The organism is Gardnerella vaginalis (genome assembly GCF_001546485.1).
GTDB classification, from domain to species: Bacteria; Actinomycetota; Actinomycetes; order Actinomycetales; family Bifidobacteriaceae; genus Bifidobacterium; species Bifidobacterium vaginale_D.
The window spans coordinates 1-15,675 of sequence record NZ_KQ956834.1 but is presented as its reverse complement, the minus strand read 5'-3'; the positions used below and the strand labels follow the sequence as shown (position 1 = coordinate 15,675).

Below are 15,675 nucleotides of genomic sequence, written 5' to 3'. Positions count from 1 at the left end.
CGATACTTTCGCACTCCGCTATTTTGAATATCTTGTTACTTATCACGAATTACTAGTGCCAATAGTCTGCCTTCATGCGATTTTCCAGCAAGTTGCGCGCGCCTATGCGAATACCACAGAGGATTTTCCAAAGTGCACATCGGGTTTTGCAATTTTTGCAAACGTTCCAGCAAAGAAGCACCTTCTCCATCTACTTCACAAATTGTGCGCAATTCTTCATCTTCTGCCAGATATTGCGTTGCAGCCGTAACGCGCGGCAAAGCATCAACAATATTGGCAACTCCTGCGAGCGCTAAATCAATGCGCGCAGCTTCAGCAATATCAATACCCAGACCACCAAAACGTGTTTTCGTTACCGTTTGTGGGTAGCGACGTTCAAAATTGCATGCAATTTCTTCGCCAACTTCGTAGCAATCTCCACAAATGCACGGTCCGAGCACCGCAGTTATACGGGAACGTTCAGCTCCCTTTTCACACATGGCTTCAATAGCAGCATCAAGCACACCAGCTACTAATCCTTTTCTGCCACAATGCGCAGCAGCAATCACACTAGCCTCATCATCCGCAAGCAATACTGGTAGACAGTCTGCAGCAAACATTCCTAATGCGAGTGAGCAAACAGTAGTAACTTGCGCATCCGCTTCAATTCGCACAGCAGAATCAGCAAATCCTGTTGCATCAAAACCGTAAGAAGTATTCCATGAATTTACTACACTATCTGCGTCAAATACTTCTCTGCCATGAACTTGAGCAACAAGCGACAAGTCTGCTTGCAAAGCTTTCTGTAAAGCTGCACGATTGCTTGCTACAGCCTCCGCACTATCTTCTGCGCGTCCACCAAGATTAAGCGAAGCGAATGCACCTTCAGAAATACCACCCAATCTAGTAGTAAAAACTGCATGAGTACGAGCGCCTAATGCGATTGGAATAGTTACAGGAATCGGCATACCTTCTTTATCTTCATGTGGTAATGGCATGCCTGTTACGCTTGTTTGTTGCATATTGCTTTCTTTCACCCTAAATACGCCAATTCTTCGTCAGTGAGTTGCAAATCTGAAGCTTGCAAGCTATCCAAAATGGTAGCTGGCCTATGTGCACCAGGTATAACAAATACGTGCTCACCTTTTGCAAGTTCCCAAGCCAAAACTACTTGTTGATAGCTTACGTTATGATTTTCTGCAACTTTGCGGAATGGATCAAACAAGTGATCGTCATAAGGGTGACGGAACCCTCCTAATGGACTCCAGCAAACAAAAGCAATTCCAAGCTTTTCGCAATATTGCAACGTATCTTCGTTTTCTAAATGAACTGGAGAATATTGATTTTGTACTGCTACTAGCTTTTCTCCTAAAATATTGCGCGCAATGTCGATTTGTTCCACAGAAGCGTTAGAAATACCAATCTCTCGAGCTACACCTTCGTCAAGAAGTTGTTGCATTGCTTCAATAGACTCATTGTATGGAACCTCAGGATCTGGCCTGTGGAAGTAAAGAAGATCAATAGTATCGACTCCCAAAACCATTGCCGATTCTTTTGCATGACGAATCAAATGCTCTGGCTTACCATCCTTGCCCCATGTTGGACGACCGTCAGTGAAGTTGCGGAAATGACCGACTTTCGTTGCTACAAGAATAGAAGACTTGTCACCTTTCCAGCTTTCCAAAGCTTCGTGCACAAGCTTTTCTCCAGTTTGTTCTTCACCCCCGGAGCAGTAATACGCCCATGCGGTATCAATATGCGTGCAACCTGCATCAAGAGCTGCATGAATAGTTTCAATACCCATATCATGACCAAGATTATTTTCGATAGTAAGCGGCATTTCACCAAATCCAATAGCTGTTGTATCAAACGAGCCTATTGTGCGATGCATTACCATATTTCCACCCCTATTTTGTAAATCTTATGTTTTAGTAAGTATTTAGTATTGCATTACGCTACTTTACGCAGTAGCAATATATTATTACTTTTATATTTTATTTTATTGCACAGATTGCATAAAACATTTTAAATCACTATCGACAACAAATGCCTCCAAACGCAAACGCAGCTTGAAGGCATTTCTATAAATATTTATTTTTATTTAGTATTTAATAACAAATTTTGTTTTAATACTATTTACGCAATTAATCCTCATCAAACGGATCAAAATCGCGACGCACACGACGGCGAGGGCGTTCAGTACGCTCTTCGCGTGCTGAACGATATTCATCATAGTGATCATCGTCTGCAGCATAACGCGGATTGCGATCAGAGCCTCGACGACCTTCTGAAATACGACGGCTCGAACGGTCCGCACGCTCATCACGGCTTTCACGAGTATCGCGCTCGTCGCGATCTTCATAATGATCATCACGACGAGAAACACGACGAGGACGATCGTCAAAATCGTTGTCATTGTAACGATCCTCGCGACGAACATTGCGTTCTTCATAACGACTTTCACGATCGCTATAACGATCATCACGGTCGTCACGCATGCGACGACGAGGGCGATCATCTCGATCCGAGCGTTCACGACTATCTCGGTCATCTCGACGAGCGCGACCGCGGTAATCACCACGGCTATCCCTATCATCACGGGAGTTGCGACTACGATTTTCACGACCAGTAGAAGTAGAAGATTCTTGATCTTCAAAACCTGGAATTGCCAAGGAAATCTTGCCACGCTCATCTACGCTTTGGACGATAACTTCAACATTATCGCCTTCCTTAAGCACATCTTCAACAGTGTCAATACGCTCACCATTCGCTAAATTGCGAATCTGAGAAATATGCAACAAACCATCAGTACCAGGTGTTAAATTCACGAAAGCACCAAAACTTGTAGTTTTCACTACCTTACCCGTGAAAGTCTCACCAGCCTTTGGAACGCGAGGATTTGCAATAGAATCAATAATTTCCTTTGCCTTCTGAGCAGCTTCGCCACCTTCGGAAGCAATATAAACAGTACCATCATCTTCAATAGCGATCTCAGCACCAGTTTCTTCTTGAATCTGGTTAATCATCTTGCCCTTAGGACCAATAACTTCGCCAATCTTATCGACAGGAATGGTGGTTGTGATAATGCGTGGAGCAAATGGACTCATCTCTGCAGGGCAATCAATGCACTCGTTAATAACTTCAAGAATAGTTGTACGAGCTTCGTGAGCCTGTTGCAAAGCCGCAGCCAAAATATCTGCTGGAATACCATCGAGCTTAGTGTCAAGCTGCAAAGCAGTAATGAACTCGGAAGTACCAGCAACCTTAAAGTCCATGTCTCCAAATGCATCTTCTGCACCGAGAATATCGGTTAAGGTCTTAAAGATATGCTTACCATCAACATCGCCAGAAACCAAGCCCATAGCAATGCCCGCAACTGGAGCCTTCAAAGGAACGCCTGCTGCAAGCAGGGAAAGCGTAGAAGCGCACACAGAACCCATAGAAGTGGAGCCGTTGGAACCAATAGCCTCAGACACCTGACGAATAGCATATGGGAACTCTTCGCGACTTGGCAATACTGGCACCAAAGCCTTCTCTGCCAAAGCACCGTGACCAATCTCACGACGCTTTGGAGAACCAACGCGACCCGTTTCGCCAGTGGAATATGGAGGCATTTCGTAGTTGTGCATATAGCGCTTAGTCTGTGGACCGGAAAGCGCATCCACCTGCTGCTCCATCTTAAGCATGTTCAAAGTTGTTACGCCCAAAATCTGAGTTTCACCACGCTGGAAAAGTGCAGAACCATGAACACGAGGAACAATATCAACTTCTGCAGAAAGTGTACGAATATCACGCAAACCGCGTCCATCAATACGATAGTCTTCAGTCAAAATACGACGACGCACAATTTGACGCTGTAATTCCTTAAAGGCGTTGCCGAGTTCCTTTTCTTTCTCAGCTTCGTCCATATCAGTGAACTCTTCAGCGATTGTTGCTCGTACATTTTCTTTAATTTCTGCAATACGATCTTGACGAGGAAGTTTTTCAGCAATAGAAAGTGCCTCATTTAAATCAGCATGCGCAATCTCATCAATGCGAGCATAAAGATCATCAGTATACTCTGGGAAGAGCTGGAATTCCTTAGTTTCTTTAGCTGCAATACGCTTCAACTCGTTCTGAGCGTCGCAAATTACCTTAATAAATGGCTTAGCAGCTTCTAAACCACCAGCAACAACTTCCTCATCCGGCTTAGTTTGACCTTCATCGTAAATCAAATTCCAAGCGTTCTTGCCAGCTCCAGCTTCAATCATTGCTATTGCAACATCACCATTGTCAATAACACGACCAGCGACCACAATCTCAAATACAGCGCGCTCACGCTCACTCCAGCGTGGGAAAGCAACCCATTGTCCATCAATGAGAGCTAAACGCACGCCAGAAACCGGACCTTCAAATGGCAAGCCAGAAATCATAGTTGACGCAGACGCAGCATTCAAAGCGATTACATCGTAGGCATCGTCTGGATTAATAGATAAAACTGTTTCCACAACTTGCACTTCGTTACGCAAAGTATGTGGGAATAGTGGTCGCAACGGGCGATCAATAATACGGCATGCAAGCGTCGCTTCGTTAGAAGGACGACCTTCGCGGCGGAAGAAAGATCCTGGAATCTTCCCAGCAGCATACATTTTCTCTTCCACATCAACAGTTAATGGGAAGAAGTCATAATTTTCCTTCGGACTAGATCCTGCGGTCGTTGTCGACAAAATCATGGAATCATCGTCCAAATATGCAGCAACAGCACCGTCAGCTTGTTGTGCAAGACGACCAGTTTCAAAGCGCAACGTACGCTTACCAAATGAACCATTATCAATAACGGCTTCTACAGCCTTAATTTCGGGACCCTCCACGGGTTCCTCCTTTTCTTAACTTACCTAATCAACCAACATGCGTAATAATATTGGCGAATTCGCACCATTACCATCTATGCGAATACTTGCACTCTTTGCAACCCTTGCGTTACGCCAACATTTCGTAGTGTTTTTTGTTTCGGCTACTTCAATCATCCGTATTCAGTTATGCTTCATTTTTCAATTATGTGTTGAATTATGCAGTAATTCTTTTTAGTTATAAATCTTACTTTTTCAGTTATAAATCCTCAATATTGCTTAACGTATCCCCATAATCTTTTACTCGATCAACCCAACTCGCACATACGCAAGTAATACAAAAGCAATACAAAAAGCCCGAGCTTAAGCCCGGGCTACAAGACTATCGGCGCAAGCCGAGTCGCTCAATCAAAGAACGATAACGATTGATATCAACACGCTTCAAGTAATCGAGAAGACGGCGACGATCACCAACCATAAGCAGCAAACCACGACGAGAATGATGATCGTGCTTATGCTCCTTCAAGTGCTCAGTCAGGTCAGCAATACGCTTGCTCAGTAAAGCAACCTGCACTTCTGGGGAACCCGTGTCACCCTCATGCGTCGCGTATTCGTTGATAATATTCTTCTTATCTTCAGCCGTTAATGCCACGGCGTCCTCCTTAATATCACTGCGCGGTGCTATAACCTTCTGCCATAGCGCTCTCGATCCGCGGGCGTTACACGCCGAATTTCTATTGTACAACTACTCGCCAACAACTTATTTTGTTGATCAAAATTTCCCATGCAAAATATCACATTGCTGTCATAAAACCGCCAAAAATCACCACTAGTATCGCCAAAACTTCAACCGCATAAAACATAATAAAAGATGCCCAGCTGCGAGTTAGCACATTTAGACGCGATTTTTTAGGAATAATAACAAGCAAACCAACGAATAATACAGCAAAAACAGCCACAGCAAATCCTGCAGAAATAATACCAAGATTAGCAGCATTTGCTAAGCCAGAAGCCGAACCGTATACAACGTATGTTGAATACCAAAAACTCATACTTAGCATACATAGACCTGCAATAAGCTGCTCCAACGAAAGAAATACCACAAGAACAAAACGCCAAATCCACCGATGCGATTCGATAAGTGCCATCGCAAGACTCGTAAAGGTAGCAACAGTAACCACCCAAGAAAGAAATACTACGCCCTGAGCGGATAATCCTGCACAATGTGAGACCACCCATGACGTATACTGAACTGCAAGAGTACGACCAATCCAATATGGAACAACAATTGCAGTGAGCAATACTCCCAAATACACCCACCAGCGCTTAGGATTCGCATGTTTGCGCGAAAAATCAGCAATTGACAACTCTGTTTCTGGTAACTCTGGGCTTAAATATTCGGTAGCAACTATTTTTTCACCAGCGTAGTTATGAGTAGCTGTAGCGCAATTATGAAACTCAGCAGATTTAACTTCATTTTTTGCAACTGGAGTTCTTGCAGAAGTCACCTTCGATACAGCAGCGCGCTTTCTTGTTTTAATCGGTGTAAAGCTTTGAGGACGCTCTGTATTATGTTCATTATTCGACGCCATGAACTACTTCTCCTGCTCATCTTTAGTATTTATCTAATTTCGTAAGTCTTAATTTTGCAGCATTCCAATACTGCTTATCATTGTATGTTATAGCGTGCGCAATCAGTAGTACATACACTATATGCGTCCGTTTATGCCGACTGCTAGGCTCATAGGAAATGCATGCTTGCATGCGATTTTTGCTTACACAGCGGCACAAGACCCGCAAAACTACGACAGGATATCATGGAATTTATTCATTTTATTGTCAACTTACTTAAGGATCCACGCTCCGCTATTGCAAGTTGGATTGCGATGGGTACAGCTCCAGCATTAGGTCTTATTTTTCTCATTATTTTTATTGAAACCGGTGTAGTATTTTTCCCATTCCTTCCAGGCGACTCGTTACTGTTTGCAGCCGGCTTCTTCGCAGCACCGGACGCACAAACAGGACATAGTGCACTACCATTACCACTACTGCTCGCAATAGTATGGCTTGCTCCAATTATTGGCGATCAGTGTAATTATTTCATTGGTCATTTCTTTGGTCGTCGCATCGTAGAATCCGGCAAAGTTAAGGTACTTACGAAAGAGCGAGTTGCTAAAACTGAAGCCATGATTGAAAAATGGGGACCATTAGCCGTATTCCTCGGTCGATTCTTCCCATTTATTCGTACGTTTATGCCGTTTATTTCAGGCGTTTCTGGCATGCGTTGGATTCGATTTACACCATTCTCAATTCTTGGTGGTGTCATATGGTCGTCGCTTTTTACGTTACTTGGATATTTCTTTGGCAATATTCCGTTTGTGCAGAAAAATTTTGAATTAGTAATTGTTGCGATTTTGTTAATTTCTCTCGTTCCAACGTTTATTGGTTTATACAAAGCACATCAAGCAAAGAAAACAAACTGCAACTTACCTAACGACACAAACAACAATGCTCATACTGAAACAACGCAGGAGTAGCATATACACTTCAAATAATTATTTTGCGACACTCAAGCACACTGCACTTATGAAATATTGTTTTTTTACATGATTTGTAGTACAGTGTGCAGAGTTGTCGTAAGATAGCATGTTGTTAGAACATTGGGGCTATAGCTCAGTTGGTAGAGCGCTTCGTTCGCATCGAAGAGGTCGTGGTTTCGATTACCATTAGCTCCACGGAGCCCACTGCATTCATTCCACCGCAGTGGGCTTTTAAATTTTTATGCGATTTTTAATATTCGACCCATGCAATAAAATCACGCTTTCACTTATTATCAGTTATTTATTATTTGTTTATGCCTCTTATTACGAAATACACTAATGCCGAGTGCTACACACAGAATTGCAATAACGCCAATGCCACAGTAGGCAACTGTTGCTAAAGAATTCGCAGACTCTTTTTGCCATGAACCCGCTTCGTATGCTACCGCACGAGAAGGTTCTTGTACTTGTGAATTAATTATCCAGTTGGTACGATTGTTATCATTTTTCTCACTTTCTTTACTAGTATGATTCGTTACAACTTCTTTCGCTGTTACACGCTGTATTGGCTTAGTACGATTCACAGCCTTATGCAAAATGGGCATAACCGTAACATTGTCATATTGCAACACCGTTACGTTCCCTGCATAATCAGTTGCTTCCACTAACACATTATGAGCAATACCGTCTGGTTTCATGAATAGTGACAACATTGGCTTATTGGCTGCTTTACCACGCCAAGTACGTTGCGTTTTGCCATCAATGCTATATGTTACTGATTGTAAATCTGCATTATCTTTGGCACTGATTCGTATTAATTTACCTTTTTTAGGAGTTTGATACACTTCATTACTACGCATATCAAAAACCGCTACTTTTGGCGCAAGATTATCTACTATAAATTGCAAGGTTGCAGAGTATACTTTCAATTTGCGTTGTTGCTTACTTGCACTATTTTCATTACAAGAATAATTACCAGCTTTATCTACTGAAGCAATAAGCACACGATAATGCGCATTATCTGCAAAATTACGACGAAAAATAGTATAAGTTAATCGATGCCAACCATGCTGCATACTACGATTTACAGAAAAATCTTGCCGCGATAATATTCGTGAAACACCATCTTGTACAATACTCACTTTTGCAGGAGCTACTAGTCCACTCGGATTAAGCTCCTCAATATGTACATCCTGAGCATGTTGTAGTTGTTGATTATTCATTGCTGCTGTGGACTTGTCAACAGTAAATCTTGAACCACCACGGTTCATAGAAAATTGTAATAATCCACGAACAGTATTGTTCACTACATCTTGCGCACTCCATTGTAACTGGTAAACGTCATCGTCTTGTTTACCGTGATAAAACCCAGTATATTGCACCTTTACACCACGATTACTAGCCTTCACAGGCGTAGAAGGACGCAGAATTTGTGAAGCATGCATGCGACGTAACGAATATGTTATACTTTTGGTTTTTAGCCAACGATCCCTAATAATCACTGTTGGCGTTACACTATGCGCATATGATCCACCATCTTGAACTCCAGTAATAGTAACCTCTGGCGGATGTGTATCGATTATAAACGTATCGTGCCGCGAAGATGCCATGTTGCCAGATAAATCCTTCGCATAATATTTCACATCCCAAATAGCGTCACGTGCAAAAGAAATATCCGTATACCACACTTCTGGATTCCTACTGTCATTCTTTAAATTTTGCGCTGTTATATTCAAAACTTGTTTACCATCTGCAAATACTTTCGCAATTGATGTTGCATCATGGAGCAAATGCGCAAAAACGAAATAATCATCTTTAATAAGTATTCTCACAGAACGATTTTTTCGGAAATATTTACCTTCAGACGCACTGTTATTATCATAATTCAAACTTAGTTGAGGAGCAGTGTTATCAATAATCACAAATCGCAAAGGAATTTTGCGCTTAGTAGAATTTAATGTACGTAAACGCTGTTGCGCAATGGCAGCATGCTCATTATTAGTCTTATGCAAAGGCTGTAAACTATGAGATTGATTGCCTTGATGAAGTAGCACTTTCGGCAGACGTACGCTTACTCCAGCTATACGAACTGACACAGTACGTAAATCGTAAATCCCCTCATTGTTCAACTCAACTTTCGCTACACCAATCAATGTAGCACGATGCTTTTTGCAACGAAAATCTGTTACGACTGAAACTAGTTGTGATTTTGTTAACGTATTTACTTGTGTTACTCGATACTTATTCACGTTTACTGTAACTTTATGAATCTCTTTAGCTACAGTGGCATCTATACCGCTGATTGTTACAAGCAACGTAACTGAATGTCTAGCAAATACGTATTCTCCTTTCGTACGAACAGCGCGCTGCTTCGGCATAATAGCAATATTATTGATGTGTGCAATGTTCGAAATATGCTGCTGAAGTTCTTGTGCTTGCATCGGAAACTTTTGAGAATGCACTGACTTATGCAACGATGCTGTATGCGTAGTTGTTGTTGCGTGAGCAACAGAATTTACTGGCAATAGCAACGATGCAACACCCACACATACGAGTAACGTAGCATACGCACACGCCTGAATATTCATAAAACATGAGTCAAGAATCTTATTAATACGTAGTTTCCAAGATTGAGAACAATTCTTACACAATGTATTGTTCACTTGCGACCAAAAAATTATCCAGAATTCTCTCATATTTGCTAATACATGATTTTGTCGTGTCATCCGATTCCCCCCTTGTCATTGACACAAAATTGTTAGTATGCAAATTTGATTTACAATATTTTTCTTTTCACCTCCTGCATAGTTATGCTTCAACATCACACAAGATAATGCCGATCGTTTTAATAGCATTATTTTTCATCTTGTATTATTATTTTCGGCAAAAACTGCTGCAATCTCCTCTCGCACCTGCGGAACATTATTCAAAGCAATTCTTTGACGGTTTTCCGATTCATCGTTCACTACACGTGCCTGTTTAAGAAGATCATATGCATCATCACATAATTGCTGTAGCTCTTGCTTATTCACCCCACTTTCATAAAACATATGAAGCCATGAATGTAATGATTGCAATACAAGCTCTCCAGTATCCACACACAATACATCCTTTTGATTGCGCTGTGCTATTTGCACAAGCTGTTGCAACTGACGTACATATTGCTGATATGTTGTTGTATTCGGAGCATCCTGCACAACATCAACTATTCGCATATAACAATCAGCAAGAGCAATGTATATATTCAATACAGATTTATGCGAAGTATCATGCAATATTCGTTCAGACGCAGATGCTACAGAAGATGATAAATCATCTTTCTTATGCTTTTCCTTTTCATATTTTTGAGCTTCACGGAACCAAACTTGCGCAACACGCATGCGTGCAAGCCTTTCTGTAGGCATAACTTTGCCAGAAAATCCCGCAAAATAGTACCAATATGCTTTAGCTATATCACCAGCAAATTGTGCCCATGCTTGAGTAGTTTCATGCAATTGTTGCTCATATACACTAATCAAACTCATAAGCTTCTGCTCTTCAACAGTACTCCACTGCTGATCGGCAAGTTGAACACGCAACAACACTCGAAGCGGACGCAAAGACATCTTACGAACATAATGTTTTTTCACCATGTTATTTTGTATTTGCATAGCATGGGCAACATAACGTCCTGCAACATCCGTCTTACTTTCACGTTCTGCTAAACGCACGTATGAATCATAATCAGCTTTATTACGACGTATTACATTCATACGTTTACGTTGCGATATGGATGTAGATGCTTGCTGTGTTTGTTTCATAGCAGCGTTACTACTGAGCACACCTAAGCAATTGAATAATATAGCTGTTAATACTATTACTGCAGCTAATACTCCTAGCGTTATGCCGTGTTTATTTTGTAGTAAGCGCCGCTTATTACGTTGCCTAGGATGACTACAATCCTTACGCTGTTTACTAGCATCACATTTCATATGTCGATAATGCTGAATCCGTTCCTTATGATGTTTACGTTTTATTCGTTTTGCATCAACATCATTATTTCGAGAACGATGTTCTTCATTATCATCGCATGCCTCTAATGCAGCAAACATAGCTTCACAATCTTGATATCGTTGCGTAGACTGCGTCGCTGTAGCAGTTGCAAGCACTGATACCAGTTGATCCAGCATTGCACAATGATTGCGATATGGTGATGCAACATGTAATCCCACATGCGAGGTTTCACTCGGCAATAATGCGTATAACAATGTCATACCAACTGAATACACATCACTTGCAGGAGTTACCACGTTATTGTTCAACACTTCAGGAGCCGTAAACCGTGGCGTCGCAAACTGCACATCATTCTGCTCTATACTGCGCAGATCAAGAACACCAGTATGCGTATACCATTGTGTTGCAGCACCAAAATCAATTAAGCGTACCGACCCATCGTCAGCAATCATAACATGTGAAGGCTTAAGATCGCCGTATATAATCGGCGGGTAATGCGCATGCAAGTATGAAAGTATTGCACACAATTGCATACCCCAGTCACGTATTACTGTAGCATCTTGTAAACCATGCTCTCTCACTAACGTTTTCAGCGAACAGCCTTTTACATAGTCACGAACAGCATATGCTCGACCATTTTCTTCAAAAAAGTCAACGATTCGAGGAATAGCAGGATGATCACATTCTTTTAACACATCAACTTCTGCACGTAACGATTGAACAAGACCCTTTTGGTATTCCTCATTACCTTGCAACACAGTTTCTTTTACAGCCCACTGTTTATGTAATACAGTATCAACCGCAAGAAAAACGGTTGACATACCGCCATGACCCAATTCACCAAGTAACTGGTATCTACCACCTACGCAAACCACAATCAAGCCTCCGCAATGTTAACATCCTGCATTGTTCAGCGAATATTTCAACACATTGCTGAGCAATTGAATAACAATTGCGACTACTGTATCGATAAATTTGCGTAGCGCAAAGCTTTTTTAAGCTTTGTGGTTAAAAGGTCAAAGCCTAGCAAAAACTGAACACTTAACAATAAAGTATTCAGTCACCTAATAATATTTCTATATGAAAGAACGTGTATTAAATAAACGTTATCGTAGCAAAAATTGTACTAATCGATATTGGCCCCTAGCGCAAGCAACTTACCGCGGAAATCAGCATAACCACGATCAATTAACGAAATACCACGCACATTCGATGGACCTTGAGCAGTAAGAGCTGCAATCAAATGACTAAAGCCACCGCGCAAATCTGGAACATCAATATCTTGACCAGTTAACGGAGTAGGTCCAAAAATCACTGCAGAATGCTTGTAATTCCGCTGTTGGAAACGACAAGGCAAAGAACCCAAGCATTCACGATACAACTGAATCATAGCACCCATCTGTACAAGCGGCTTTGTAAAACCAAAACGATTTTCATATACCGTTTCATGCACAATACTCAAACCCTTAGCTTGTGTTAATGCCACAACAAGCGGTTGCTGCCAATCTGTCATGAAACCAGGATGTACGTCTGTTTCAATAGCAACAGGATGCAAATCTCCACCTGGATGCCAGAAACGAATGCCTTTATCCGTAACATCAAATTGTCCACCAACCTTACGGAATACATTCAAGAATGTCATCATTTCTGGCTGCGTTGCGCCCTTAATAAACACATCACCGTGGGTTGCAAGAGCAGCAGAAGCCCAAGATGCGGCTTCAATACGATCTGTTAACGCAGTATGCGTATAACCCTGTAACTCTTTTACTCCCTCAATACGGAATGTACGATCGACATCTACAGAAATAATGGCACCCATCTTTTGTAAAACGGCTACCAAATCCATAATTTCCGGCTCAATAGCAGCGCCAGAAAGCTCAGTACGACCTTCTGCAAGAACGGCTGCAAGAAGCGTCTGCTCGGTTGCACCAACCGAAGGATATGGCAAATGAATTTTAGTACCATGCAAACCATGAGGAGCAGTAATATGAATGCCATCCTCATGGTCTTTATCTACATTCGCGCCCAACTTTCGTAAAGTTTCAAGATGGAAATCAATTGGACGACCACCAATATTGCATCCACCGAGTGCTGGAATAAACGCTTCACCTAAACGATGCAACAATGGGCCTGAGAACAAAATAGGAATACGCGAAGAACCAGAAAGCGTATCAACATCCGCAACATCAGCAAGCTGCACTTTCGTAGCATCGATAGTAACAACACCATCTGAACCGTTTACTTCAACATTTACACCGTGCAAGCGCAATAAATCAGAGACAACGTGCACATCTCGAATTTCTGGCACGTTTTTTAACACAGACTTGCCTGGCGCTAAAAGAGCTGCAACCATGGCTTTGCTTACAAAATTCTTCGCACCACGAACCTTAATAGTTCCATTAAGCGGCTTACCACCTTCTACATGCAACACATCTGCAGCATCGACGCCACTATTGCTGTTCTGTTCAGCCGTATTACGTGCGGACACATTTACCTCTTTCGTTCGCGCTCAAACACTATTCACTATCATACCGACATACTTGCCAACGCGCTCATATAACTTATACAAAACTACTGTATTACACCAACATTTTTAATGAACAGAATACTGAGATTGAGCTTGATGCTGATGCTGAGCAGAATGCTGACGCCAACGACGCACCAATTTAGCAAATAATGATGGTTTACGAAGCAAATCCACCTCTGGTAACTCATGTTCGGATTCTGCAGTAAGACCATATGTATATGCTTTTTTAGATGAAGGCTTTCCAACAAGATCGCCAAATTCCAGCATTTGAGTGCGCGGTTCATATGGGTGACGAATATCGAACTCAAGTAAACGCACGCCACGCTTTGCAGGCTCAGGACCATAAGATCCAAAACCACAAGTAGGGGTTGCAACAAGAAGCATATTACCTTCAGGTTCCTTACCAGCAAAGGCATTGCGGTGATCGTGACCGGCAATAACAGCAAATGCACCAGATCGAGTTAGCACAGCATACTCGCCACTATCTTCGTCTGGGCAACTGATACCTTCCCCCAAATAGCCATCTGGAAGCACATACATATTATCAAGAACATAATAGTGACCAGCAAAAGCGCGATAACCTTCAATCGCACGCTCTTGCGCAGCTAATTCTTGAGGAACCTCACGTAGAACACGATAGAATTGCGGTAATGGAAAATGTTGGAAAACACAGAAATGCGGAGGTAAAGAAGCAGGCAATTTTGCTAGAAAATCAAGTGCTTGCTGAGAAGGTTTACCATAACCGCCTGATTGAGCATAATCGCCAGAATCTACCAGAACTATTGAAAAAACAACATTCTCATGCTTTTCATCCATAACAGGCAGAGTGAAAGTCCCTGGTTCACACGGAAGGATGATTTGTTTCGATAACACGGATTTCGTAGACTGCATAGCGCCTGTTGATGCTGTAACTATAGCATTACGATTCATACAGCATGAAAACTTTTGGTATATAACATCAAGATCTTCATTACTTAATCCACACTGAAAATCATGATTACCATATGTTACAACCCATGGAATCCTGCGCGTTTCAAGAGGTTCAACTAAACGAGCTATGCCACTCTTAATTTGCTGCAATAATTGCTGTTTATCAACAGATGAAGCATATTCAGATTTCTGCCACCGTCTGCGGATAAAAGTTCGCGAAAACACTTTTTCATAGCCAGCAATTTGATTACCCGTAAACACCACTAAATCTGGACGCACAGCATCACAAGCAGATTCAATTAATCGAATTGTGTCCGATGACACTTTCGGCACATCTTGAACATCGGCGCATTGCAATACACGAAACTTTCCAGAAAGATGAAACTGCAAACGCCCTAAACGCGATGAAATTGATAAAGGAAGCGCAGCTGTATTAGCAGTAGCTTCAGATAGTGCAGAACCTGTCATACTTTAAGCATACGGCAGACACATCACGACTCACTCAATGTTTATAGAGTTTCATAAATTATAATGAAATTAGTGTTGCAAAATTTGTACTCCAATACAACATACACCCATATAACACTGCAAACAGGGAATGAAGAATACAATTTTGCAAATCAAAAAACTAAAATCAGTAGAATTATATTAAATTATTAGGAAATTCTCAGCTAATTATATTATTGCATCCAGCATATGGTGGTTATGATAGAGACATCAAAACAAGATGGACTACAAACAGTTCGGATTGACTTTATAATTTAACCTCTCTTCTTCTCTTCTTTCTCTAACCCCGGTCTTGTACCGGGGTTTTTGATTTTAAGCTACAAATAGCCATCTGGGGATTCGGGTTATAGGCCAAAAAGTGTGTAAGAAA

At 41.7% G+C, this 15,675-nt stretch carries 10 protein-coding genes and 1 tRNA gene; 2 read left to right on the top strand and 9 right to left on the bottom strand.

The genetic code is table 11. From position 1 onward, the window contains the following. Nucleotides 1-35 precede the first annotated feature (35 nt). From HMPREF3208_RS01370 to HMPREF3208_RS01350, 5 genes are all read right to left on the bottom strand, one after another. Complete coding sequence (locus HMPREF3208_RS01370; protein WP_064346873.1) at nt 36-1,001, bottom strand: purine nucleoside phosphorylase YfiH/LACC1 family protein; 966 nt, start codon at nt 999-1,001, stop codon at nt 36-38. An 11-nt stretch (nt 1,002-1,012) separates the two neighbouring features. Continuing rightward, nucleotides 1,013-1,876 carry an aldo/keto reductase gene (locus HMPREF3208_RS01365; RefSeq protein ID WP_016636735.1) on the bottom strand — a complete coding sequence of 288 codons (864 nt, stop codon included), beginning with the start codon at nt 1,874-1,876 and terminating at the stop codon, nt 1,013-1,015. A gap of 247 nt (nt 1,877-2,123) precedes the next feature. Further along, nucleotides 2,124-4,829, bottom strand: coding sequence for a polyribonucleotide nucleotidyltransferase (locus tag HMPREF3208_RS01360; RefSeq protein ID WP_064346868.1), 2,706 nt, complete (start codon nt 4,827-4,829; stop codon nt 2,124-2,126). Between the two features lie 361 nt (nt 4,830-5,190). Then, nucleotides 5,191-5,460, bottom strand: coding sequence for a 30S ribosomal protein S15 (rpsO, locus tag HMPREF3208_RS01355; protein ID WP_004109774.1), 270 nt, complete (start codon nt 5,458-5,460; stop codon nt 5,191-5,193). 142 nt (nt 5,461-5,602) lie between these two features. Continuing rightward, a complete protein-coding gene (locus tag HMPREF3208_RS01350; protein WP_081091149.1) occupies nt 5,603-6,400 on the bottom strand; it encodes a teichoic acid transporter in 798 nt (265 codons plus the stop codon). 225 nt (nt 6,401-6,625) lie between these two features. On the opposite strand from HMPREF3208_RS01350, the gene HMPREF3208_RS01345 reads away from it, so the two are divergent. Then, nucleotides 6,626-7,345 carry a DedA family protein gene (locus tag HMPREF3208_RS01345; protein ID WP_032814793.1) on the top strand — a complete coding sequence of 240 codons (720 nt, stop codon included), beginning with the start codon at nt 6,626-6,628 and terminating at the stop codon, nt 7,343-7,345. Nucleotides 7,346-7,470: 125 nt separating this feature from the next. Next, nucleotides 7,471-7,543, top strand: a tRNA-Ala gene (locus HMPREF3208_RS01340). 98 nt (nt 7,544-7,641) lie between these two features. Here HMPREF3208_RS01340 and HMPREF3208_RS01335 read toward each other — a convergent pair. From HMPREF3208_RS01335 to HMPREF3208_RS01320, 4 genes are all read right to left on the bottom strand, one after another. Further along, nucleotides 7,642-10,074, bottom strand: a complete 2,433-nt coding sequence (locus HMPREF3208_RS01335; RefSeq protein ID WP_064346866.1) for an NHL repeat-containing protein — start codon at nt 10,072-10,074, stop codon at nt 7,642-7,644. Between the two features lie 135 nt (nt 10,075-10,209). After that, on the bottom strand, nt 10,210-12,216 hold the full coding sequence (locus HMPREF3208_RS01330; protein ID WP_064346864.1) for a serine/threonine protein kinase: 2,007 nt from the start codon (nt 12,214-12,216) through the stop codon (nt 10,210-10,212). Between the two features lie 251 nt (nt 12,217-12,467). Further along, the gene (murA, locus tag HMPREF3208_RS01325; protein ID WP_016636763.1) at nt 12,468-13,829 is read right to left on the bottom strand and encodes a UDP-N-acetylglucosamine 1-carboxyvinyltransferase; all 1,362 of its coding nucleotides are present in this window, start codon (nt 13,827-13,829) and stop codon (nt 12,468-12,470) included. A 105-nt stretch (nt 13,830-13,934) separates the two neighbouring features. Then, entirely contained in the window at nt 13,935-15,266 is a 1,332-nt protein-coding gene (locus tag HMPREF3208_RS01320) for a metallophosphoesterase (protein WP_064346863.1), read from the bottom strand. Nucleotides 15,267-15,675: the final 409 nt, after the last annotated feature.

What these genes read in the sequence shown, in the direction of transcription:
- HMPREF3208_RS01370 (WP_064346873.1), bottom strand. Translation starts at nt 1,001, where the DNA reads ATGCAACAAACAAGCGTAACAGGCATGCCATTACCACATGAAGATAAA.
- HMPREF3208_RS01365 (WP_016636735.1), bottom strand. Translation starts at nt 1,876, where the DNA reads ATGGTAATGCATCGCACAATAGGCTCGTTTGATACAACAGCTATTGGA.
- HMPREF3208_RS01350 (WP_081091149.1), bottom strand. Translation starts at nt 6,400, where the DNA reads ATGGCGTCGAATAATGAACATAATACAGAGCGTCCTCAAAGCTTTACA.
- HMPREF3208_RS01345 (WP_032814793.1), top strand. Translation starts at nt 6,626, where the DNA reads ATGGAATTTATTCATTTTATTGTCAACTTACTTAAGGATCCACGCTCC.
- HMPREF3208_RS01335 (WP_064346866.1), bottom strand. Translation starts at nt 10,074, where the DNA reads ATGACACGACAAAATCATGTATTAGCAAATATGAGAGAATTCTGGATA.
- HMPREF3208_RS01320 (WP_064346863.1), bottom strand. Translation starts at nt 15,266, where the DNA reads ATGACAGGTTCTGCACTATCTGAAGCTACTGCTAATACAGCTGCGCTT.